General features: G+C 75.0%; 17 protein-coding genes and 1 pseudogene. 8 read left to right on the forward strand and 10 right to left on the reverse strand.

What is annotated here, in order from left to right; translation table 11 throughout:
- Positions 1-95 precede the first annotated feature (95 nt).
- Complete coding sequence (locus RNC47_RS06220; RefSeq protein ID WP_311596249.1) at positions 96-2,495, forward strand: DEAD/DEAH box helicase; 2,400 nt, start codon at positions 96-98, stop codon at positions 2,493-2,495.
- Positions 2,496-2,594: 99 nt separating this feature from the next.
- Here RNC47_RS06220 and RNC47_RS06225 read toward each other — a convergent pair.
- The 7 genes and pseudogenes from RNC47_RS06225 to ssd all read right to left on the reverse strand — a co-directional run.
- A pseudogene (locus RNC47_RS06225) lies at positions 2,595-2,885 on the reverse strand (Rv3654c family TadE-like protein); the annotation flags it as partial.
- On the reverse strand, positions 2,869-3,243 hold the full coding sequence (locus RNC47_RS06230; RefSeq protein WP_311596251.1) for a TadE family type IV pilus minor pilin: 375 nt from the start codon (positions 3,241-3,243) through the stop codon (positions 2,869-2,871). The gene RNC47_RS06230 and the pseudogene RNC47_RS06225, both read right to left, overlap by 17 nt.
- On the reverse strand, positions 3,230-3,436 hold the full coding sequence (locus RNC47_RS06235; RefSeq protein ID WP_311596253.1) for a DUF4244 domain-containing protein: 207 nt from the start codon (positions 3,434-3,436) through the stop codon (positions 3,230-3,232). The genes RNC47_RS06230 and RNC47_RS06235 overlap by 14 nt, the downstream gene beginning before the upstream one ends.
- Before the next feature lie 62 nt (positions 3,437-3,498).
- Positions 3,499-4,119: a type II secretion system F family protein gene (locus RNC47_RS06240; RefSeq protein ID WP_311596255.1), complete on the reverse strand. Its 621-nt coding sequence runs from the start codon at positions 4,117-4,119 to the stop codon at positions 3,499-3,501.
- Positions 4,116-4,994 carry a type II secretion system F family protein gene (locus RNC47_RS06245; RefSeq protein ID WP_311596258.1) on the reverse strand — a complete coding sequence of 293 codons (879 nt, stop codon included), beginning with the start codon at positions 4,992-4,994 and terminating at the stop codon, positions 4,116-4,118. Before RNC47_RS06245 ends, RNC47_RS06240 begins: the two co-directional genes overlap by 4 nt.
- Positions 4,991-6,211 (reverse strand): TadA family conjugal transfer-associated ATPase, encoded by a 1,221-nt coding sequence (locus RNC47_RS06250; RefSeq protein WP_311596260.1) that lies wholly within the window; start codon positions 6,209-6,211, stop codon positions 4,991-4,993. The genes RNC47_RS06245 and RNC47_RS06250 overlap by 4 nt, the downstream gene beginning before the upstream one ends.
- Positions 6,208-7,278 carry a septum site-determining protein Ssd gene (ssd, locus tag RNC47_RS06255; RefSeq protein WP_311596262.1) on the reverse strand — a complete coding sequence of 357 codons (1,071 nt, stop codon included), beginning with the start codon at positions 7,276-7,278 and terminating at the stop codon, positions 6,208-6,210. The genes RNC47_RS06250 and ssd overlap by 4 nt, the downstream gene beginning before the upstream one ends.
- A 477-nt stretch (positions 7,279-7,755) precedes the next feature.
- Here ssd and RNC47_RS06260 point away from each other — a divergent pair, with 477 nt between their 5' ends.
- The gene (locus tag RNC47_RS06260; RefSeq protein WP_311596265.1) at positions 7,756-8,574 is read left to right on the forward strand and encodes an HAD family hydrolase; all 819 of its coding nucleotides are present in this window, start codon (positions 7,756-7,758) and stop codon (positions 8,572-8,574) included.
- 275 nt (positions 8,575-8,849) lie between these two features.
- On the opposite strand, the gene RNC47_RS06265 is transcribed toward RNC47_RS06260, so the two are convergent.
- The gene (locus RNC47_RS06265) at positions 8,850-9,722 is read right to left on the reverse strand and encodes a Fic family protein (protein WP_311596267.1); all 873 of its coding nucleotides are present in this window, start codon (positions 9,720-9,722) and stop codon (positions 8,850-8,852) included.
- Positions 9,723-9,840: 118 nt separating this feature from the next.
- On the opposite strand from RNC47_RS06265, the gene RNC47_RS06270 reads away from it, so the two are divergent.
- Positions 9,841-10,830 (forward strand): ATP-binding protein, encoded by a 990-nt coding sequence (locus RNC47_RS06270; protein ID WP_311596268.1) that lies wholly within the window; start codon positions 9,841-9,843, stop codon positions 10,828-10,830.
- On the opposite strand, the gene RNC47_RS06275 is transcribed toward RNC47_RS06270, so the two are convergent.
- A complete protein-coding gene (locus RNC47_RS06275; RefSeq protein ID WP_311596270.1) occupies positions 10,818-12,107 on the reverse strand; it encodes a polysaccharide deacetylase family protein in 1,290 nt (429 codons plus the stop codon). The genes RNC47_RS06270 and RNC47_RS06275 overlap by 13 nt on opposite strands.
- A 302-nt stretch (positions 12,108-12,409) precedes the next feature.
- Here RNC47_RS06275 and RNC47_RS06280 point away from each other — a divergent pair, with 302 nt between their 5' ends.
- The 5 genes from RNC47_RS06280 to RNC47_RS06300 all read left to right on the forward strand — a co-directional run bounded on the left by RNC47_RS06280 (position 12,410) and on the right by RNC47_RS06300 (position 18,909).
- Positions 12,410-14,734 (forward strand): bifunctional SulP family inorganic anion transporter/carbonic anhydrase, encoded by a 2,325-nt coding sequence (locus RNC47_RS06280; RefSeq protein WP_311596271.1) that lies wholly within the window; start codon positions 12,410-12,412, stop codon positions 14,732-14,734.
- A 179-nt stretch (positions 14,735-14,913) separates the two neighbouring features.
- Positions 14,914-16,875: an acetate--CoA ligase gene (gene acs, locus RNC47_RS06285; RefSeq protein ID WP_311596273.1), complete on the forward strand. Its 1,962-nt coding sequence runs from the start codon at positions 14,914-14,916 to the stop codon at positions 16,873-16,875.
- Between the two features lie 163 nt (positions 16,876-17,038).
- Positions 17,039-17,476, forward strand: coding sequence for a phage holin family protein (locus RNC47_RS06290; protein WP_311596275.1), 438 nt, complete (start codon positions 17,039-17,041; stop codon positions 17,474-17,476).
- Complete coding sequence (locus RNC47_RS06295) at positions 17,473-18,414, forward strand: alpha/beta fold hydrolase (RefSeq protein WP_311596277.1); 942 nt, start codon at positions 17,473-17,475, stop codon at positions 18,412-18,414. The genes RNC47_RS06290 and RNC47_RS06295 overlap by 4 nt, the downstream gene beginning before the upstream one ends.
- Positions 18,415-18,720: 306 nt before the next feature.
- Complete coding sequence (locus RNC47_RS06300; protein WP_311596279.1) at positions 18,721-18,909, forward strand: hypothetical protein; 189 nt, start codon at positions 18,721-18,723, stop codon at positions 18,907-18,909.
- A gap of 25 nt (positions 18,910-18,934) precedes the next feature.
- Here the strand turns inward: RNC47_RS06300 and RNC47_RS06305 are convergent, their stop codons facing one another.
- Positions 18,935-20,134: a MarP family serine protease gene (locus RNC47_RS06305; protein ID WP_311596281.1), complete on the reverse strand. Its 1,200-nt coding sequence runs from the start codon at positions 20,132-20,134 to the stop codon at positions 18,935-18,937.
- Positions 20,135-20,136 lie beyond the last annotated feature (2 nt).

Raw genomic sequence — 20,136 nt, forward strand, 5'->3', positions numbered from 1 at the left:
GATCGGCAGCCGCCAGGGCATTCAACCACTTACCGCCTGCCCAGCACGACGTCTTACAGCCATTGTCCGTCAGACCAGTGACAGACTCGACGGCGATGTCCTCCGTGCACCCACCGCCGCGAGCGGGCGAGAACAACGGCCGCCGGCCGTCGCCGCGGGCTGTCCTGGACCGCCTGGGAGGCCACCGGGACCGGGCAGAGCGGATCACTCACACGGAGCACGTGCCCGCCCGTCCCGGCAGCCATGCCGAATGGCCGGCGGAGATACGCCCCGAGGTCCGCGCCGCCGTGGCGGCGGCCGGCATCGACCGGCCCTGGGCCCACCAGGCCCGCGCCGTCGAGCACGCGCTGCGCGGCGAGTCGGTGGTGATCGCCACCGGCACGGCCTCCGGCAAGTCGCTCTCGTACCAGGTGCCGGTGCTCGACGCGCTGCTCGGCGCGGCGCCGGGGCCGCGGCGGGAGGCGACCGCGATCTACCTGGCGCCGACCAAGGCCCTGGCCGCCGACCAGCTCCGCGCGATACGCCGGTTGGCCGCGCCGCTGGGCACCGCCGTGCGCCCCTCGGTCTACGACGGGGACACCCCGCACGAGGAGCGGGCCTGGGCCAGGGAGCACGCGAACGTGCTGCTGACCAACCCGGACATGCTGCACCGCGGGCTGCTGCCCGGGCACCGCCGCTGGTCCTCCTTCCTGCGCGCGCTGCGCTACGTGGTGGTCGACGAGTGCCACGTCTACCGGGGGGTGTTCGGCTCGCACGTGGCCCAGGTGCTGCGCCGGCTGCGGCGGCTGTGCGCGCACTACGGTGCCGAGCCGGTGTTCCTGCTGGCCTCCGCGACCACCGCGGAGCCGGGGGCCGCCGCCGGCCGGCTGACCGGGTTGCGCGTGGCGGAGGTGACCGAGGACGCCTCGCCGCGCGGCGAGTTGGTCTTCGCCCTGTGGGAGCCGCCGCTGACCGAGGCGCTGGGCGAGCGCGGGGCGCCGGTCCGCCGCACGGCGACCGCCGAGACCGCCGAGCTGCTGACCGACCTCACCGCCCAGGGGGTGCGCACCGTCGCCTTCGTGCGCTCCCGGCGCGGCGCCGAGCTGATCTCACTGATCGCCCAGGAGCGGCTCGCGGAGACCGACCGGGCCCTGGCCGGCCGGGTGGCGGCCTACCGCGGCGGCTATCTCCCCGAGGAGCGCCGGGATCTCGAGCGGGCGCTGCACGGCGGCGAGCTGCTCGGCCTGGCCGCCACCACGGCGCTCGAACTCGGCGTCGACGTGGCCGGGCTCGACGCGGTGCTGCTCGCCGGCTATCCGGGGACCAGGGCGTCGCTCTGGCAGCAGGCCGGCCGGGCCGGCCGGCAGCGGCAGGGGGCGCTCGCCGTGCTCGTGGCCCGCGACGACCCGCTGGACACCTATCTGGTGCACCACCCGGACGCGCTGTTCCGGCAGCCGGTGGAGAGCACCGTGCTCGACCCGGGCAACCCGTATGTGCTGGCCCCGCACCTGTGCGCCGCGGCGGCCGAACTCCCGCTGACCGAGGCTGACTTCGCCGGCGACGAGGCGCTGTTCGGGCCGACCGCGGGCGAGCTGCTGCCCAAGCTCGCCGAGCGCTCGCTGCTGCGCGGGCGCGGCTCGTCCTGGTACTGGACGCGCCGGGAGCGACCGGCCGACCTGGTGGACATCCGCGGCTCGGGCGGCGACCCGGTGCGGGTGGTGGAGGCGGACACCGGCCGGCTGCTCGGCACGGTCGACGCGGCGGCCGCGCACGGCACCGTGCACGACGGCGCCGTCCACCTGCACCAGGGGCGCACCTATGTGGTCAGGGAGCTCGACCTGGCCGACTCCGTGGCGCTGGTCGAGGAGGCGAACCCGCCTTGGAGCACCTCGGCCCGGGAGGTGACCGAGCTCGCGGTGCTGGAGACCGACACCGAGGTGCCCTGGGGTGACGCGCGGCTCTGCTTCGGCTCGGTCGAGGTCACCCACCAGGTGGTCTCCTATCTGCGCCGCCGGCTGATCAGTGGCGAGGTGCTGGGCGAGACCCGGCTCGACCTGCCGCCGCGGACGCTGCGCACCCGCGCGGTGTGGTGGACGATGACCGACGACCAGTTGGACGCCGCCCGGATCGCGCCGGAGATCCTCCCCGGGGCGCTGCACGCGGCCGAGCATGCCGCGATCGGGATGCTGCCGCTGTTCGCCACGTGCGACCGCTGGGACATCGGCGGTGTCTCCACCGCGCTGCACCCGGACACCCTGATGCCCACGGTCTTCGTGCACGACGGCCACCCGGGCGGCGCCGGCTTCGCCGAGCGCGCCTTCCACACCGCCCGGCGGTGGCTGACCGCGACCAGGGACGCGATCGCCGCCTGCGAGTGCCGGAGCGGCTGCCCGTCCTGCATCCAGTCGCCCAAGTGCGGCAACGGGAACGAGCCGCTGCACAAGCGGGGCGCCGTCCGGCTGTTGACCGAGCTGCTGCGCGGCGCCGAGCGCGGCGGGGCCGACGGCGGCCGGTGAGGGCGCCGCCGGCGGGGCGGCCAGGGCTTCGGAGCCCGGCGGCCCGGCCCGGGCCCTGGCCTCGGCCCGGTAGGGGCCGGCGGTGGCCTCGGCGGTGAGATCGGCGATCTCGCCGACCAGCTGACAGCGGGTCAGCCGGGCGTCGTGCTCGCCGGCCACCCGCTCGGCCAGCGCGCAGGCCGCCTCGGCGCCGGACAGGGCCAGCTCGGCGGCGGCCAGGGCCGCGAGGTCGGCGGCGGTCGCCGCGCGCTGCCGGGCCCCCAGCACCTGACCGAGGGTCAGCAGCACGCCGAACACCAGGCACAGCACGGCGCCGCAGCCGATCGCGACCACCGTGCCTGAGCCCCGGTCGCCCGCGGCCGGCCGGCGGGGGTCAGTCGGGCTCGGCATGCGCCACCGCCTCCCCCGAGACCGGGAGGGCGAGCGGCCCCGGGCCGGGCGCGCCCACCGTGACCTGGATCCGGTGCAGGCCGCCGTCCCGCTCGACGCGCACCTCGGCGCCGCCGGGCGCGGCGGCCAGCGCCACCGCGGTGACCTCCGCCGCCGGCTCGCCGCGGGCCGCGGCGCGGGCCCCGGCCCGGGCCGCGTCGCCGCAGCGCAGCTGGAGGGCGACCGTGCCGAGGCCCCACAGCAGCATGCCGAGGAGCAGCAGCAGCGCGGGCACCGCCAGCGCGCTCTCCGCCGTGACGAAGCCGCCGTCGCCCCGGCCGCCCCGGCGGCCCGCGCCGCTCCGGTCACATCGGCGCACTGAGCGCCCCCTCGATCAGCTCCTGCAGGGCGCCCCGCACCCCGCCCCCCGTGACGATCTCCAGCAGAATCGTCGCCAGCCCCACCGCGGCCAGCGTGCCGATCGCGTACTCCGCGGTGCTCATTCCGGCGTCCCGCCGCTGGGCGGCCCGTCGCCAGGCCCACCCGCGGGCCACCTCAGGCGTTCCACGCATCGTTCTCGTTCCTTTCCCTCGCCATGTGTCATGGGTGTGTCGTGTCGAGCGGGCGCCGGCGGTCACCGCAGCGGCTCGGTCAGGCCGAGCACCACGGGCGCGACCCCGATGAGCAGGAAGCTCGGCAGGAAGCAGAGGCCGAGCGGGGCGGTGGCCCACACCGCGGCCCGGCGCGCCCGCGCCTGCCCCGACCGGCGGCGACGGGCCCGGCTCTCGGCCGCCTCGGCCGTCACCGCGGCGACCACCGGGGCACCGCTCGTGCCGGCCAGTTCGAGCCGCCTGGCCAGCCCGGCCGCGCCCGGCAGCCGGCCGAACCTGCCCCAGACGGCCGCCGGGTCGCCGCCGAGGCGCAGCTCGGCCGCCGCCCGCAGCAGGGCCCGGCCGACCGGGCCGTCCAGCGCGGCCCCCACCGCCCTCGCCGCCTCGCCCGGCGCCGCCCCGGCCGCCAGACAGGCCACCAACAGCTCCGCCGCGAGCGGGAGTTCCGGATCCTCCAGGGGGCGCTGGCGGCGCCGCCAGGGCGGCCTGACTCCTCCCCTGGCGGGCCGGGGCGGCGCGCCGGCGGCCGGTCCTTCGAGCCCGCCTCGTGGGGTCCTGAGCGGCGCGCCGCGGAACGCCAGGGCCGCCGCGAGCACCGACGCGAGCAGCAGCACGGGTGGGGCGGCCGCCGCCAGGGCGCTCACGCCCGGCCTCGCTCGGCCGCGCGGGTCAGGAGGCGGCACCAGACCACCCCGCCCCACTCCAGCACCACTCCGGCGAGCAGCAGGCCGAGGCCCAGGGACGAGCCGAGCAGCACCTCCAGCGGTGCGACGCCCATCGCCGAGCCGAACAGCAGCCCGAACAGCGGCAGCCCGGCCAGCACCAGGGCGCTGGCGCGCGGCCCGGCCAGCTGCGCGCGCAGCTCGTCCTCCTGGTCGCGCTCGGCGCGCAGCGCGGCGGCCACCCGCTCCAGGCCGGTGGCCAGCGAGGCCCCGCCGTCCACCGCCACCTCCCAGCAGGCGGCCACTCCCCGCAGCCCGCCGGCGCCCGGCTGGGCCGCGGCGGCGCACAGCGCCGCCGGCACGTCCCCGCCGTACCGGGCGGCCGCGAGCACCGCGGCCCCCGGCTCGCCGAGCCCGGCCAGGCCGGCGGCGAGCACGGCGCGGGCCGGCTGCCGGCCGGCGCGCAGCTCGCCGGCGAGCGAGGCGCAGAAGGCGATGACGGCGGCCCGCCGCAGGTCCGCCTCGCGGCGCTCCGCCACCCCGCGCCACCAGCGCACGGCCAGCGGCGCGAGCGGCACGGACGCCACGGGCGGCAGCCAGGAGCTCCCCCAGAGGCCGAACAGCAGCCCGCCGGCCAGGCACCACAGCACCACCCGCCGCTCGGCCGGCTCAGCCAGCCTGGGCGGCGACCAGCGCGCCCGCCGGAGCGCCGGCCAGGGTGTCCGGCGCCGCGCGGGACGCGGGCCGCCGACGGCCGCCAGGCGGGCGCCGGGTCGCCGCCCGGGGACGTCGACCAGCAGCCACGCCCCGGCACCGGCGAACAGCGCCGCCGCGAACCCCACCAGCTGCGCGCTCACGACGCCGACTCCCCTCGCCCGGCGCACAGCTCGGCGAGCCGACCCCAGCCGGGCCCCGGCCGGAAGCCATCGGGGCTCCAGCCGGCCGCCCGCACCGTGTGCACGAGGCCGCCGCCGTCCCGCTCGAACACGTGGATCTCGGCGATCCTCCGCTGTCCCGTGGCACGGTCCCTGCCGAGGTGGATCACGGCGCACAGCGCGGCCGCCAGCTGGCTGTGCAGCGCGGCCCTGGACAGCCCGGCCGTGCTGCCGAGCGCCTCAAGCCTGGCCGGCACGTCGGCCGCCGCGTTGGCGTGCAGGGTGCCGCAGCCGCCCTCGTGGCCCGTGTTGAGAGCGGCCAGCAGGTCGGTGACCTCGGCGCCCCGGCACTCGCCGACCACCAGCCGGTCGGGGCGCATCCGCAGCGCCTGGCGCACCAGGTCCCGCAGCGCGACGCGACCCACGCCCTCCTGGTTGGCCGGCCTGGTCTCCAGCCTGACCACGTGCCGGTGGCTGGGCCGCAGCTCGGCCGAGTCCTCGACGAGCACGATCCGCTCCGCCGGGTCGACGAGGCCGAGCAGCGTGGACAGCAGGGTGCTCTTGCCCGAGCCGGTGCCGCCGCTGATCAGGAAGGAGAGCCGGGCGGCCAGGACGGCTCGCAGCAGCCGCTCGCCGCCGGGCGGGACGGTGCCGGCCGCGGTGAGCTCGGCGAGCGAGAAGGCGCGGGGGCGCACCACCCGCAGCGAGAGGCAGGGCGAGCCGACGACCACCGGCGGCAGCACCGCGTGCATCCGGGTGCCGTCGGGCAGCCGCACGTCGGCCCAGGGCCTGGCGTCATCGAGGCGGCGGCCGGCCGCGGCGGCGAGCCGCTGCGCGAGCCGGCGGATGGCGGCCGCGTCCGGGAACCTGACCGGTGCCCGCTCCAGGCCCTGGCCGCGGTCGACCCAGACCTCGTCGGGCCCGTTGACCAGGACGTCCGTGGTGCCGGGCGCGGCCAGCAGCGGCTGGAGCGGTCCCGCGCCCACCAGCTCGGAGCGGAGCGCGCCGACGATCGACAGCACGGCGCTGTCGCCGAGCAGCCGGCCCTGGGCGCGGAGCGCCGCCGCCACCCGGCCGGGCGTCGGCTCGGCGCCCTCGGCGGCGAGCCGCAGCCGCACCTCCTCCAGCAGCCCGGCAAGACCTGGCACCTCGGGCAGCTCGGCGGCCGGCACCGGTCCCGGCACGGTCGGCGCGCTCATGCGACGGCCTCGGCGCTGGGCAGGGCGCGGTCGAGCAACGCCGCGGAGAACCTGGCCAGTACGCCCTTGGCGTCGGCCCCCGGCGGCTCACCGGACTCGGCGGCCGCCCGCAGCCCCGGCTCGTCGGGCAGCTCGCCGGCCAGCGGAAGCCCGAGCAGCCTGGCCAGCTCGGCGCCCGGCAGCCCGGCGGCGGAGGCCCGCGCCACCACCCGCAGGTCCCGCACCAGCGCCCCGGCCGTGGCCACCACCCGCCGCGCCGCGGCCGCCGCGCGCAGCTCGCCAGGCACCACGAGCAGCCCCAGGTCGAGGCTGGTCAGTGCCTCGGCGACCGACTCGTCCACCGTGCGCGGCAGGTCGATGACGACCACGCCGCCGCCGCGCCTGGCGGCGGTGAGCACCGAGCGCATCGCCTCGGACGGCAGCCGGGCGACGTCCGAGCGGTCCCAGCTGAGCAGGCTGAGCCCGTGTGGCCGCGGCAGCGACTCGTCGAGCGCCGTGCCGGACAGCCGGCCGCGCGCCGAGACGAAGGCGGGCCAGCGCGGCCCCGACGCGCCCTCGCCGCCGAACAGCAGGTCGAGGCCGCCGCCCAGCGGGTCCCCGTCGACCAGGGTGGTGCGCCGGCCCTGCCGCGCCGCCGTCACGGCGAGCGCGCAGGCCAGCGACGAGGCCCCGGCGCCGCCGCGCCCGCCCAGCACGCCGACGGTGAGGGCCGGCGGCCCGGCCGGCTCCACCGCGTCCGCGATGCGGTCGGCGAGCCAGCTCTCGTCGGACGGCAGGTGCAGCACCTGCTCGGCGCCGAGCGCCACGCCGCGGGCCCAGATCGTGTGGTCGTCGAGGTCCCGGCCGACCAGCAGCACCCCGGGGCGGCGGCCGGGCCAGCGGTCGGCGCCCGGCCGCGCCGCGGCCCGGTCGTCGCCGACCAGCACCAGTGGTGCCCGCTCCCAGCGCCCGGCCGGCGGTGGCGCCCCGGGCGCCACCTCGGCCTCCGCCCCGGCCGCCGCGCACAGCCGCAGCAGGTCGTCGAGGAGTTCCTCGTCCTCGGTGAGAATCAGAATGGATTCGGCCATGGCCCGTCCCCGTTCGCCGTGGTGTCCCTCGGGGGCGTCGGCCCCCGCGGTCACGCCCGGCACCCGGTCGGTGACCGAGCGCCGCGGCGCCACACCACGGTGCGTCCGATCCGGGGCGCGTGGGGATCTCGGCCGAAATCTGTGGACGACCCGGCCGCTGTGGATAACTCGTTCACCCGATTCAGCTACTCAGGGTGAGGGATGCCGCGGAACGCACGCCGCGGCCACGGTCTGTTCAGGAACGCGGAAGGGCCGGCGCCACGGCCGGCCCGGGTGGGGAAAGGCCCCCGGACATGCGACGACCCCCGCCGGGGGGGAGAGCGGGGGTCGTCTTCCTCGGCCGACTCGGGGGGGAGGAGTCGGACCGGGTTAGCACGGTCGCGAACGATCCGTGACTTCCATGGTGTACCCGAGAGCCCTCTCAGGCAAACCCACGCGCCCCAGGGTACGCCGAATGGCGGGCCGTATGCTCGGAGCGTGGAAACCCTGCCCCCGCCACGCACCGCCGCCTTCTTCGACCTGGACAAGACGGTCATCGCCAAGTCGAGCACCTTCACCTTCAGCCGGCACTTCTACCAGGGCGGGCTGATCAACCGCCGCGCCGTGCTGCGCACCGCCTACGCCCAGTTCGTCTACCTGCTCGGCGGCGCCGACCACGACCAGATGGAGCGGATGCGGGAGTACATGTCGGCGCTGTGCCGTGGTTGGAGCGTGCGCCAGGTCGGGGAGATCGTCGCCGAGACGCTGCACCAGGTGATCGACCCGATCATCTACGACGAGGCCGCCTCGCTGATCGAGCGCCACCACGCCGCGGGGCGGGACGTGGTGATCGTCAGCTCCTCGGCCGCCGACCTGGTCGAGCCGATCGGCGAACTGCTGGGCGCGGACCGGGTGGTGGCCACCAGGATGGCGGTGGCCGACGGCCGCTACACCGGCGAGATCGACTACTACGCCTACGGCCCGACCAAGGCGGAGGCCATCATCGAGCTCGCCGCCTCCGAGGGGTACGACCTGACCCGCTGCTACGCCTACAGCGACTCGATCACCGACGTCCCGATGCTGGAGACGGTCGGCCACCCGCACGCCGTCAACCCGGACCGGGCGCTCCGCCGTGAGGCGGCCGCCCGCGAATGGCCGGTTCTCGCCTTCGAGCGCCCGGTGCGGCTCAAGCAGCGGCTGCCGGGGCTGCCGCCCAGGCCGGCGCTCGCGGCGGGCGCGGCGGTGGCCGCCGCGGCCTGCGCCGCGGGCATCGTCTGGTACGCCAGCCGCCGCAGGACGGCCGCGCGCCGCGCCTGAGCGCCAGCGCCAGCGCCACTGGCACGAGCACCGCCGCACGCGAAGCAGCGGCGCTCCGTATGGAGCGCCGCCGCCGACATGCCCATCGGGGTATCAGTGCGTGCACACAATCTCGTGGCCCGGTTGGCGGGTCGGCTACGCGTGGGTCCCCGGTGTTCATGTGTCCCGGTCCATGGGCCGTTGAGTCCTTTGTACTCCGATGGGGTCAAAAGGGAAACGGGAGGCGCGAGATTTTACCTTTCGCCCCCTTCTCGCCCTGCTCACCCCTCCCCCGCTCAGGCGGCGCCGCGCTGCAACGCCTCGCACACGGCGACCGATTCCCGCGCCCCGAGCTCGATCGCCCTGCCACAGTGGACGATCCACCCCGCCACCCCGTCCCTGGTCCCCGACGCGTAGCCGGCGAGCGCGGCGAGGTAGGCCGGCCGCCCCAGCTCGGCGTGCCCGACCTCGGCCGGCGCCACGGACTTCGGGTCGAGCCCGCCCCCGACCAGCACGATCCGCTCCGCCGCCCGCGCGACCTCACCGTTGTGCGTGACGAACGGGCGCAGCGCGGCCAACTCGCCGTGCACCACGGCGGCCGTCACCAGCGCCGGCGCCGAGGTGCCGCCGAGCACGACGCGGCCCAACGCGTCGAGTCGGGCCGCCACCTCGCCGGCGTCCGGCGCCGGGGCGCCGTCGCCCCACTCGTCGTCCGCGACCGCCTCGCCGGGCAGCCTGGGCCGGCCCACGGCCTCCTCGGCCGCCGAGCCGCCGCCGGCGGCCACCAGGTGCAGCCGCGCGAGCACCCGCAGCGGCGAGACCGGCCAGATCCCGAGCGACTGCCCGGCCTCCGCGGTGAGTCGCAGCGCGGCGCCCACCGCCCGCGCCTGTGGGTCCGCGCCGAAGTCGCTGCGGCGGCGCACCTCTTCGAGCGCCCAGTCGGCGCCGGCCAGCGCCGCCGAGGCGCGGGCGCCGCGCAGCGCCGCCTCGGCCGCGATCTCCGGGCTGCGGCGGCGCATCACGCGGTGCCGGTAGACGCCGTCCACGGCGGCGCGCACCGACTCGACGGCGTCCGCCACCCCGGGGAGCTCGGCCAGCGGCGCCAGCGGATCGCCCGCGGGGTCCGGGACGGTCGAACGGCGGGGGGTCGGGTCTGCGTCGGCGTTCATGCCCCGAAGCCTAGGCGGGGCCCGATCGCGGTGAACCTCCCGGCACGACCCACACGTTCGAGTGGCCCCGTCCCTCGAATGGCCTTGGGCTCTCCCACCCCGGGCTACGCTAATGAACATGAAGATCGCTTTCGTAGGCAAGGGCGGCAGCGGGAAGACGACGCTGTCCTCGCTGTTCATCCGGCGCCTCGCGGCCCGCCGGGTCCCGGTGACCGCGGTGGACGCCGACATCAACCAGCACCTGGGCGTGGCGCTCGGGCTGACGGAGGAGCAGGCCGCCGCGCTGCCCCCCATGGGCGAGCGGCTCGGGCTGATCAAGGACTACCTGCGCGGCGCCAACCCGCGGATCCTCTCGGCCGAGACGATGATCAAGACCACGCCGCCGGGCGAGGGTTCGCGGCTGCTGCGGCTCGGCGAGGACAACCCGATCTTCGACGCCTGCGCCCGCGCCGTCCCGTTGGACGACGGCGTCGCGCGGCTGCTGGTCACCGGGCCCTTCACGGAGGACGACCTGGGCGTCGCCTGCTACCACTCCAAGACCGGCGCCGTCGAGCTGGTGCTCAACCACCTGGTGGACGGGCGCGGCGAGTTCATGGTGGTCGACATGACGGCCGGCAGCGACTCGTTCGCCTCCGGCATGTTCACGCGCTTCGACATGACCTTCCTGGTGGCCGAGCCGACCCGCAAGGGCGTCTCGGTCTACCGCCAGTACCGGGACTACGCGCGGGACTTCGGGGTCGCGCTGCGCGTGGTCGGCAACAAGGTGCAGGGCCCGGAGGACCTGGACTTCCTGCGCGCCGAGGTGGGGGACGACCTGCTGGTCGCCTTCGGCCAGTCGGACTGGGTGCGGGCGCTGGAGCGTGGCAGCGGGCGGCCGTTCGGCGAGCTGGAGTCGGAGAACGCCCGGGCCCTGGACGTGCTGTTCGAGGCGGCCGACGCGGCCTACGCCCGCCGCGACTGGGAGCGTTACACGCAGCAGATGGTGCACTTCCACCTGAGGAACGCGGCGAGTTGGGGGAACGAGCGGACCGGGGCCGACCTGGCCGCGCAGGTCGACCCCGGCTTCACGCTCAGCGAGGCGCGGCTGCCCAGCCCTCAGCTGGCCTGAGCCCGCCCGGGCGGGGCGCTGAACCCGAAGGCGGCGGGCCTGATCCCGCCGAGGAACGCCTGCCAGCCGCCGGGCGGGCTGACTCCGACGTCCAGGGTCCGCAGCAGTTCGAGCACGGCCGGGTCCTGGGCGTCGAGCCAGTCGACGAGCTGCCGGAAGGAGACGCACCGCACGCTATCCTTCGGGCACACCTCCTCGATGACGTCCTCGACGGCGCGCATGTAGATGCCGTCGTTCCAGTCCTCGAAGTGGTTGCCGATGATGAGCGGCGCCCGGTTGCCGTGGTAGGCGCGGTCGAACGCGGCGAGCAGCCCGTCGCGCATCTGCTCCTCCCACACCGGGTGCATGGCGGGGTCGCCGCTGCCCTCGCCCGACTGGTTGTACATGTAGTTGTAGTCCATCGAGAGGGTCTCGAACTCGCGTCCGGGCATCGGAACTTCCTGGAGCGGGATGTCCCAGACGCCCTCGGCGCTCCGCTCCGGCCAGACCTGCCGGCCGCTGCCGCTCGAGTCGTAGCGCAGTCCCGTCTCGGCGGCGGCCTTCAGCAGGTTCCGCTGCCCTTCCAGGCAGGGCGCGCGGCCGCCGACCAACTCCTTCTCGTAGTCGAAGGGCAGCGGTTCCAGGTCGTTGAACCCGGTGGTGGTGCGCCAGTTCTCGACCATCCACTTCGCCTGCGTGATCTCGCTCACCCACTGCTCGACCGACCAGTCGCCCACGCCGCCGGGGCCGCAGAAGTGGCCGTTGAAATGGGTGCCGATCTCGCTGCCGTCCAGCCAGGCGGCGCGTAGTTGTTCGATGGTGGCCCGGATGTTCTCGTCGCTGAGGTAACCGATGTCGGAGGCGCCGGGCGCGTGCCCGGGCGGCCGGTAACGCTGCCGCTCGCTCTCGGGAAGCAGATAGAGGCCGGAGAGGAAATAGGTCATGCTCGCGTCGTTTTCCTTGGCCACCTCGCGGAAGTGGGAGAACAGCCGGTTGCCGTCCTCGCCCGCGCCGTCCCAGGAGAAGACGACGAACTGCGGTGGCTCCTCGCCGGGTCGGAGCCGGGTGGCCTTCGGCTGGTTGGGCTGTGGCCCGGTGTCGGCGGTCGAGCCGTCGCCGATCAGCTTCCCGGCCTGCTCAAGGGACTCGCGGGACGGGGGCCCCGGATGGTCGGGCGAGGCCTCGCCCCGCTTCTTCGGCTCCTTCTCCCCGCCGCCGTCCGGCTCGTCGCCGAAGGTGCCGCAGCCGGCCACCCCGAGCAGCAGCGCGGCGGCCGCCGACCACCGAGCCGCTCGCATTCCACGCAAGACCACCATGGGTCCTCCCACACCTCATCGGTACGCCAGTCCCAACTTCATAAGAGATGTGGAAGTGAGATGTTAATACGACAAGCGGATTGAATGATTATTTAGCTCGTAAGGAGTAATTTCCGGGCGGGGGCTTTCCCCGAGTAGTCGACGCCTTTACGTGCCATTACCCTTCATTTACTGACGCTTGAGCCTGGCCATACCTTCACGGTCGGTTCTCTTCCGAAAGCCCTCGAAGCCCTCGAAGCCAACGTCGACCACCCTCGCCAGCACCTCCTGGACGGAGACGGAACATGTCCGCCTGCGCCCCTCGCCGACCCGACGTATCCGCGTCGATCTCCGTGTTCCTGATCGCGCTGCCGCTCTCGCTCGGCATCGCCCTCGCCACCGGGGCCCCGCTCCAGGCGGGCCTCGTCGCCGCCGCGGTCGGCGGCATCCTCGCCGGCGCCCTCGGTGGCGCCCCGCTCCAGGTGAGCGGCCCGACCGCCGGCCTCACCGTGGTCACCGCCGAGCTCATCCAGGAGTACGGCTGGCGCGCCACCTGCGCCATCACCGTGCTCGCCGGCCTCACCCAACTGGCGCTCTCCGCACTGCGGGTGGCCCGCGCCGCCCTGATGGTCAGCCCCGCCATCGTGCACGGCATGCTCGCCGGCATCGGCATCACCATGGCCCTCGCCCAGCTCCATGTCGTCCTCGGCGGCAGCCCGGAGACCTCCGCGCTCGACAACCTGCGCGACCTGCCGGGCCAGTTGACGGATCCACACCTCACGGCGGCGGTCGTCGGCGGCCTCACGGTGGCGGTGCTGCTCGGCTGGCCCCGGCTGCCGGGCCGGATCGGCGGTGCGGTGCGCGGCGCGGTGCCGGCCGCGCTCGCCGCGATGGCCCTGGCCACCCTGCTCGCCTGGGCGCTCGACCTGCGGCTGCCCCGCGCCGACCTGCCGAGCTGGAGCAGCCACTCGCTCTCCGGCATGCCGGAGGGGCCGGTGCTCGGTATCGCGGCGGCCGTGCTCACCATCACCCTGGTGGCGAGCGTCGAGTCGCTGCTGTCCGCGGTGGCCGTGGACAAGCTGGCGACGGCCAGGCAGCGGGCCGGCGGGCCCCCGGTGCGCCGGGCCGACCTGGACCGGGAGCTGCGGGGCCAGGGCACGGGCAACGTGGTGTCCGGGCTGCTCGGCGGGCTGCCGATCAGCGGCGTCGCGGTGCGCAGCGCGGCCAACGTGGCGGCCGGCGCCGTCAGCCGCTGGTCCACCGTCCTGCACGGCTGCTGGGTGCTGTTGGCCACCGGGCTGCTCGTCGGGTTGCTGGAGCAGATCCCGCTGGCCGCGCTCGCCGCCCTGGTGGCGGTGGTCGGCGTGCAGATGGTCAAGATCACGCACATCCGCAGCGTCACCCGGCACCGCGAGGTGCTGGTGTACGCGGTCACGGCGGCCGCGGTCACCTTCCTCGGCGTGCTGGAGGGTGTGGGCATCGGCATCGCGGTGGCCGTCGCGGTGGCGCTGCACCGGCTGACCCACACCAGGATCGGCCACGAGCGGCTGGCCGACGGCTCGCACCACATCAGGGTGCACGGGCAGTTGACGTTCCTCGCGGTGCCGCGGCTGAGCCGGGCGCTGGCGCTGGTGCCCGAAAACGAGCCCGCCACCGTCGAGTTGGACGGCACGTTCATGGACCACGCGGCCTACGAGACGCTGCACGACTGGCGGACGGCACACGCCGCGCAGGGCGGTCCGGTGGAGATCACCGGCAGGTCGGGGAGGCGGCTCCTGGACGACCTGTCCACGCCCCACCAGTGCCGGCCCTGGCTCCCCTGGCGCAACCACCAGTGCACGGCGGCGCCGCCGCCGGTCGCCGGCAGCCCGGGGCCGCTGCGCGTCGGCGACCACCACCCCGACCAACTGCTCGTCGGCGTGCGGAACTTCCAGCGCACCACGGCGCCGCTGGTGCGCCGCGAGCTGGCCAGGCTCGCGGACGAGGGGCAGCGGCCCGGCGAGCTGTTCATCACCTGCGCCGACTCCCGCCTGGTCACCAGCATGATCACGTCGAGCGGCCCGGGCGACCTGTTCACCGTGCGCAACGTGGGCAACCTGGTGCCGCCGCCCGGCGCCGAGTCGGCCGACCACTCGGTGGCGGCGGCCATCGAGTACGCCGTCGACGTGCTGCGGGTGCGCTCCATCACGGTGTGCGGGCACTCGGGCTGCGGGGCGATGCACGCGCTGGAGTCGCTCAGCCCGGACGGTCTGATCGAGTCGGAGGCGGCGGATCAGGGCGCGGCCAGCTCCCTCGACCGCTGGCTGCGGCACGGCCGGCCCAGCCTCGCCCGGCTCGCCCAGGCCAACGGCACGGCCCCCCGGCTCGACGCGCGGCCGCCGGCCGACGCGCTGGAGGCCCTGTGCCTGACCAACGTGCTGCAGCAGCTCGACCACCTCGCGCTGCACCCGTGCGTGGCGCGGCGGATGGCGGAGGGCGAGCTCGATCTGCGCGGCATGTACTTCCACGTCGGGGAGGCCCAGGCGTACGTGTTGAACCGGGGCGTGGCCGCGGGCCCGGCGCCGGTGTTCGCGGCGGTGCGGCCCGACGAGCGGCGGCCCGACGCGTGCGCGGAGCCGCTGCCCGGCTGACCCGGCGCGGCCCGCGGGTGCCGTTCGGCGCGCGCCCGCGGGCCGCTCACCGCGCCTCGGTGCCGTTCGTCGCACTCCACCGCGACAGGTCTACACCACTCGTCCGGTTGCCCTTGTCAAAGCCCATCCGGACTGATGGGGTGTGCCCTGGGACACACCAGCACGCCGAGGGAGATGTCGTGAGTAAAGAGAGCCTGGCCAATCTCATGACGGAGGAGCGGCGGTTCGCTCCCCCCGCCGAGTTGGCCGCCGGCGCCAACGTCACCGCCGACGCCTACGAGGCGGCCGCCGCCGACCGGCTCGCGTTCTGGGCCGAGCAGGCGCGCCGGCTCAGCTGGGAGCAGGAGCCCACCCAGACGCTTGACTGGTCCAACCCGCCCTTCGCCAAGTGGTTCGCCGACGGCCGGCTCAACGTGGCGTACAACTGCGTCGACCGGCACGTCGAGGCCGGCCACGGGGACCGGGTCGCCATCCACTTCGAGGGCGAGCCGGGCGACTCGCGCGCCATCACCTACGCCGAGCTCCAGCGCGAGGTCTCCAAGGCCGCGCACGCGCTCACCGAGCTGGGCGTCGAGGCCGGCGACCGGGTCGCCATCTACCTGCCGATGATCCCCGAGGCGATCATCGCGATGCTGGCCTGCGCCCGGATCGGCGCCCCGCACTCGCTGGTGTTCGGCGGGTTCTCCGCCGACGCGCTGGCCACCCGGATCGTGGACGCCGACGCCCGGATCGTCATCACCTCGGACGGCGGCTGGCGGCGCGGCGCGCCCTCGGCGCTGAAGCCCGCGGTGGACGAGGCGCTGACCCGCCCCGGCACGGAGGCGGTGCGCAGCGTGCTGGTGGTGCGCCGCACCGGCCAGGACGTGGCGTGGCGCGAGGGCCGGGACGTGTGGTGGCACGAGCTGGTGGACCGTCAGCCGGAGGAGCACACCCCCCAGGCGTTCGACGCCGAGCACCCGCTGTTCATCCTCTACACCTCGGGCACCACCGGGAAGCCGAAGGGCATCCTGCACACCTCGGGCGGCTACCTCACCCAGGTGGCCTACACCCACCACGCCGTCTTCGACCTGAAGCCCGAGTCCGACGTCTACTGGTGCACCGCCGACGTCGGCTGGGTCACCGGCCACTCCTACATCGTGTACGGCCCGCTGGCCAACGGCGCCACCGAGGTGGTCTACGAGGGCACCCCCAACACCCCGCACAACGGCCGCTGGTGGGAGATCGTCCAGAAGTACGGCGTGACCCTCCTCTACACCGCGCCGACCGCGATCCGCACCTGCATGAAGTGGGGCGACGACGTGCCCGCCGGCTTCGACCTCAGCAGCCTGCGCCTGCTCGGCTCGGTCGGCGAGCCGATCAACCCCGAGGCGTGGATCTGGTACCGCAAGCACATCGGCGGCGACCGCGTCCCGGTCGTCGACACCTGGTGGCAGACGGAGACCGGCGGCATCATGATCAGCCCGCTGCCCGGCGTCACCCACGCCAAGCCGGGCTCCGCGCAGGTGCCGCTGCCCGGCATCAGCGCCACCGTGGTCGACGACGACGGCAACGAGGTGGCCAACGGCTCGGGCGGCTACCTGACGCTGACCGAGCCCTGGCCGTCCATGCTGCGCACCATCTGGGGCGACGACCAGCGCTACCTCGACACCTACTGGTCCCGCTTCCCCGGCAGGTACTTCGCGGGCGACGGCGCCAAGAAGGACGCGGACGGCGACATCTGGCTGCTGGGCCGGGTGGACGACGTGATGCTGGTGTCGGGCCACAACATCTCGACCACCGAGGTGGAGTCGGCGCTCGTCTCGCACCCGCGGATCGCGGAGGCGGCCGTGGTGGGCGCCACCGACCCGCAGACCACCCAGGCCATCGTCGCGTTCGTGATCCTGCGCGGCGGCGCCGAGGAGGCCCCGGGCCTGGTGGACGAGCTGCGGGCGCACGTCGCCAAGGAGCTGGGGCCGATCGCCAAGCCCAAGAAGATCCTGCCGGTCGACGAGCTGCCCAAGACCCGGTCGGGCAAGATCATGCGCCGGCTGCTGCGGGACGTGGCGGAGAACCGCGAGCTGGGTGACGTGACCACGCTGACCGACTCCACGGTGATGGACCTGATCCAGGCCAAGCTGCCGTCCGCGGCCAGCGAGGACTGAGCGTTACCCGTTCGACGGGTTGAGGGGCGTCCGGTGTCCGCCGGGCGCCCCTATACCATTTGCGGCATCGCTCCCCCGGGCGAACATCCCACTACCGTCGTGCACGCGCAGCAACCACCTCCGGGCGCGACGCGTCCTGGAGAGAAGAGAGGGAGAGAACGCGATGACCGCAGCCGACGAGGGCCGCAGCCTGGGAGAGCTGGTCGCTTCGGCCACCGCCGAGCTGTCCGGCCTGGTGCACGACGAGATCGCGCTGGCCAAGGCCGAGTTGCGGCAGGACGTCAGGCGGGCGCTGCTCGGCAGCGTGGCCGGCATGGTGGGAGCCGTGCTGACGGTCTTCGCGGTGCCGCTGTTCAGCTTCGCGCTGGCCTTCTGGATCCACAACTGGTGGGGGATCTCGCTCGCCCTCTCCTGCACCATCGTGGGCGGCTTCTACGTGCTGCTCGCGCTGCTGCTCTTCCTGCTCGCCAAGAGCAGGTTCGGCCGGATCGCGCCGCCCGAGCGTTCGATCCGCTCCGCCAAGGCGTCGGCTTCCGTACTGTCGAGCGTCAGGCCCCGGCCGCGTGGCGTCCCCGCCGACGAGGCAGGCTCGTCCACATGACCGCTCCTGACCAGTCGGGGATGCGGTCCGCGGTCGTCCTGCGGGACGGGCCGTGGACGCACCGTCATGTCGCCGCCAACGGCGCCCGCTTCCACATCGCCGAGCTCGGCGACGGCCCGCTGGTGCTGCTGCTGCACGGCTTCCCGCAGTTCTGGTGGGCCTGGCGGCACCAGCTCACGGCGCTGGCCGACGCCGGCTACCGGGCGGTGGCGATGGACCTGCGCGGGGTGGGCGGCAGCGACCGGACGCCGCGCGGCTACGACCCGGCCAACCTGGCGCTCGACGTCACCGGGGTGATCCGCTCGCTCGGCGAGCCGGACGCGGCGCTCGTCGGGCACGACCTCGGCGGCTACCTGGCGTGGACGGCGGCGGTGATGCGGCCCAAGCTGGTGCGCCGCCTGGTGGTGTCCTCGATGCCGCATCCGCGCAGCTGGCGTTCCGCGCTGCTGAGGGATCCGCGGCAGACGGCGGCGAGTTCCTACGTCTGGGGCTTCCAGCGGCCCTGGCTGCCGGAGCGGCAGCTGGTGGCGGACGACGCGGAGGCGGTGGGCAGGCTGCTGCGCGAGTGGTCGGGGCCGCGCCAGCCGGAGCCGGAGGCCGTGGAGGTCTACCGGCAGGCGATGGCGATCCCGTCGACGGCGCACTGCGCCATAGAGCCCTACCGCTGGATGGTGCGGTCGATCGCCCGCCCGGACGGCATCCAGTTCAACCGGCGGATGAAGCGGCCGGTGCTGGTGCCGACGCTGCACCTGCACGGCTCGCTCGACCCGGTGATGCGCACCAGGAGCGTGGCGGGCTCCGGCGAGTACGTGGAGGCGCCCTACCGCTGGCGGCTCTTCGACGGGCTCGGGCACTACCCGCACGAGGAGGACGCGGTGGCGTTCAGCGCCGAGCTGATCGACTGGCTACGCGACCCGGAACCGGACCGTCGTCGCTAGGGCCTGTCTTCCGGATCTTCGCGGGCTCGCGACGGCTGGCATCCCGCCTGGCTGCGTTGCCGAATCGCGCGAGTACGGCCAAGTACGAGCTGCGATCCGGCGCCTTGCCAGCCGGGCGCCATCCGCCGCTCGCTGATCCACGAAGATCCAAAAGACAGGCCCTAGGTCGCTCCGCCGCGACCGATCGGCCGCGTCAGCCGTCCCGCATGTGCCGGCCGCACAGGCCATCCGCACAGGCCGGCCGCATACGCCGACCGACTTCGCATCCGGGAGGTTACTGACCTTGGAAGCGGGCAGGGAGCGGGTATGGGCTGGCACGACTACCGTGACGTGGCACGTGATCGACGCGGCGCTGGCGCCGCAACGCGGGCGCGGCTCAGCGCCGCGCGGCGGACCCGGGGCGGCTCGCTGCCGGATCCGCGGATCGGTTTCCCGGACATCCTGCGCCGGCGCGCCCGGTGGGTCGGGGTCCGGCTGCGGCACCCCCGAAGCTGACCGGCGTCCGCCCCGCTCCCTCGGGCTACAGCGCGCAGCCCTGGGTGTCGACCCGCCCCTCGGTGGCGCGGCCCAGGGCGATCAGCTCGGCCAACTCGTCGTTGGTGAGGGCGTATCCGGTGTCGGCGTCGTCCAGTGACTTGGCGAAGATCACGCCGAACACGCGGCCGTCCGGGGTGAGCAGCGGGCCGCCCGAGTTGCCGGGGCGGACGGTGGAGAAGAGGGAGTAGATGTCGCGGTCGACGGTGCCGCGGCGGTAGATGTCGGGGCCGTTGGCGTCGAAGCGCTCGCGGACGCGGGCCGGGCGCACGTCGAACGGGCCGCTCTCGGGGAAGCCGGCGACGATCGCGTCGTCGCCGGTGACGGCGTCGTCCTGGGCGAACTGGAGCGGCGGCGCGTCGAGCCCCGGCACGTCGAGCACGGCGATGTCGCGCTGCCAGTCGTAGAGCACGACCTCGGCGTCGAACAGCTCGCCCTCGCCGCCGATCTGCACGGTGGGCTCGGTGACGCCGCCGACGACGTGCGCGTTGGTCATCACGCGCTCCGCCGCGAAGACGAAGCCGGTGCCCTCCAGGACCTTGCCGCAACCGGTGGCGGTGCCCTCGACCTTGACGATGGACCGTTTCGCCTGCTCGACGACGGGGCTGGTGGCCAGCGCCGGGTCGGGTGGCGGGACGGCCGTGATGACCTCGTCGTCGAAGGGCGCGAAGACCTGGGGGAAGCCCTGTTGGGCGAGGACGGAGCCGAAGTCCGTGAACCAGGTGTCGGCCCGCTCGGGCAGGGCGCCGGAGAGGGCGCCGAGCACCCGGGAGTCGCGCACCTCGCGGCCCACCGTGGGCAGCGTGGTCATGGCGAGCGCGGAACCTATCAGCCAGGCGACGAGCAGCATGGCCAGGACGTTGACCAGGGCGCCGCCGGTGGCGTCGAGCGCGCGGGCCGGGCGCCACGTGATGCGGCCGCGCAGCCGGTTGCCCCAGTGGGTGGTGAGGGCCTGGCCGATGGAGGCGGCGAGGAGCACGATGACGACGGCCGCGATCACGGCCGCGTCGGCCGGCTGGCCGCCGTCGTTCATCTCGCGCCACACCAGGGGCAGCCCGTAGACGGCGGCTAAGCCACCGCCGACGAAGCCCGTGACGGAGAGGACTCCGATCACGAATCCCTGCCGGTAACCGATGACGGCGAACCAGATCCCGGCCAACACCAGCAGCACGTCGAGGACGTTCATGA

The sequence above is a fragment of the Streptomyces millisiae genome, from assembly GCF_031845425.1.
Classification (GTDB): Bacteria; Actinomycetota; Actinomycetes; order Streptomycetales; family Streptomycetaceae; genus Streptomyces; species Streptomyces millisiae.

Excerpts from the sequence above, each read along its gene's own strand:
- RNC47_RS06300 (WP_311596279.1), top strand. The coding sequence starts at position 18,721 with ATGGGCTGGCACGACTACCGTGACGTGGCACGTGATCGACGCGGCGCT.
- RNC47_RS06270 (WP_311596268.1), top strand. The coding sequence starts at position 9,841 with ATGAAGATCGCTTTCGTAGGCAAGGGCGGCAGCGGGAAGACGACGCTG.
- RNC47_RS06290 (WP_311596275.1), top strand. The coding sequence starts at position 17,039 with ATGACCGCAGCCGACGAGGGCCGCAGCCTGGGAGAGCTGGTCGCTTCG.
- RNC47_RS06250 (WP_311596260.1), bottom strand. The coding sequence starts at position 6,211 with ATGAGCGCGCCGACCGTGCCGGGACCGGTGCCGGCCGCCGAGCTGCCC.
- RNC47_RS06280 (WP_311596271.1), top strand. The coding sequence starts at position 12,410 with ATGTCCGCCTGCGCCCCTCGCCGACCCGACGTATCCGCGTCGATCTCC.
- RNC47_RS06265 (WP_311596267.1), bottom strand. The coding sequence starts at position 9,722 with ATGAACGCCGACGCAGACCCGACCCCCCGCCGTTCGACCGTCCCGGAC.
- RNC47_RS06275 (WP_311596270.1), bottom strand. The coding sequence starts at position 12,107 with ATGCGAGCGGCTCGGTGGTCGGCGGCCGCCGCGCTGCTGCTCGGGGTG.
- ssd (WP_311596262.1), bottom strand. The coding sequence starts at position 7,278 with ATGGCCGAATCCATTCTGATTCTCACCGAGGACGAGGAACTCCTCGAC.
- RNC47_RS06305 (WP_311596281.1), bottom strand. The coding sequence starts at position 20,134 with ATGAACGTCCTCGACGTGCTGCTGGTGTTGGCCGGGATCTGGTTCGCC.
- RNC47_RS06295 (WP_311596277.1), top strand. The coding sequence starts at position 17,473 with ATGACCGCTCCTGACCAGTCGGGGATGCGGTCCGCGGTCGTCCTGCGG.
- RNC47_RS06220 (WP_311596249.1), top strand. The coding sequence starts at position 96 with ATGTCCTCCGTGCACCCACCGCCGCGAGCGGGCGAGAACAACGGCCGC.
- RNC47_RS06235 (WP_311596253.1), bottom strand. The coding sequence starts at position 3,436 with ATGCGTGGAACGCCTGAGGTGGCCCGCGGGTGGGCCTGGCGACGGGCC.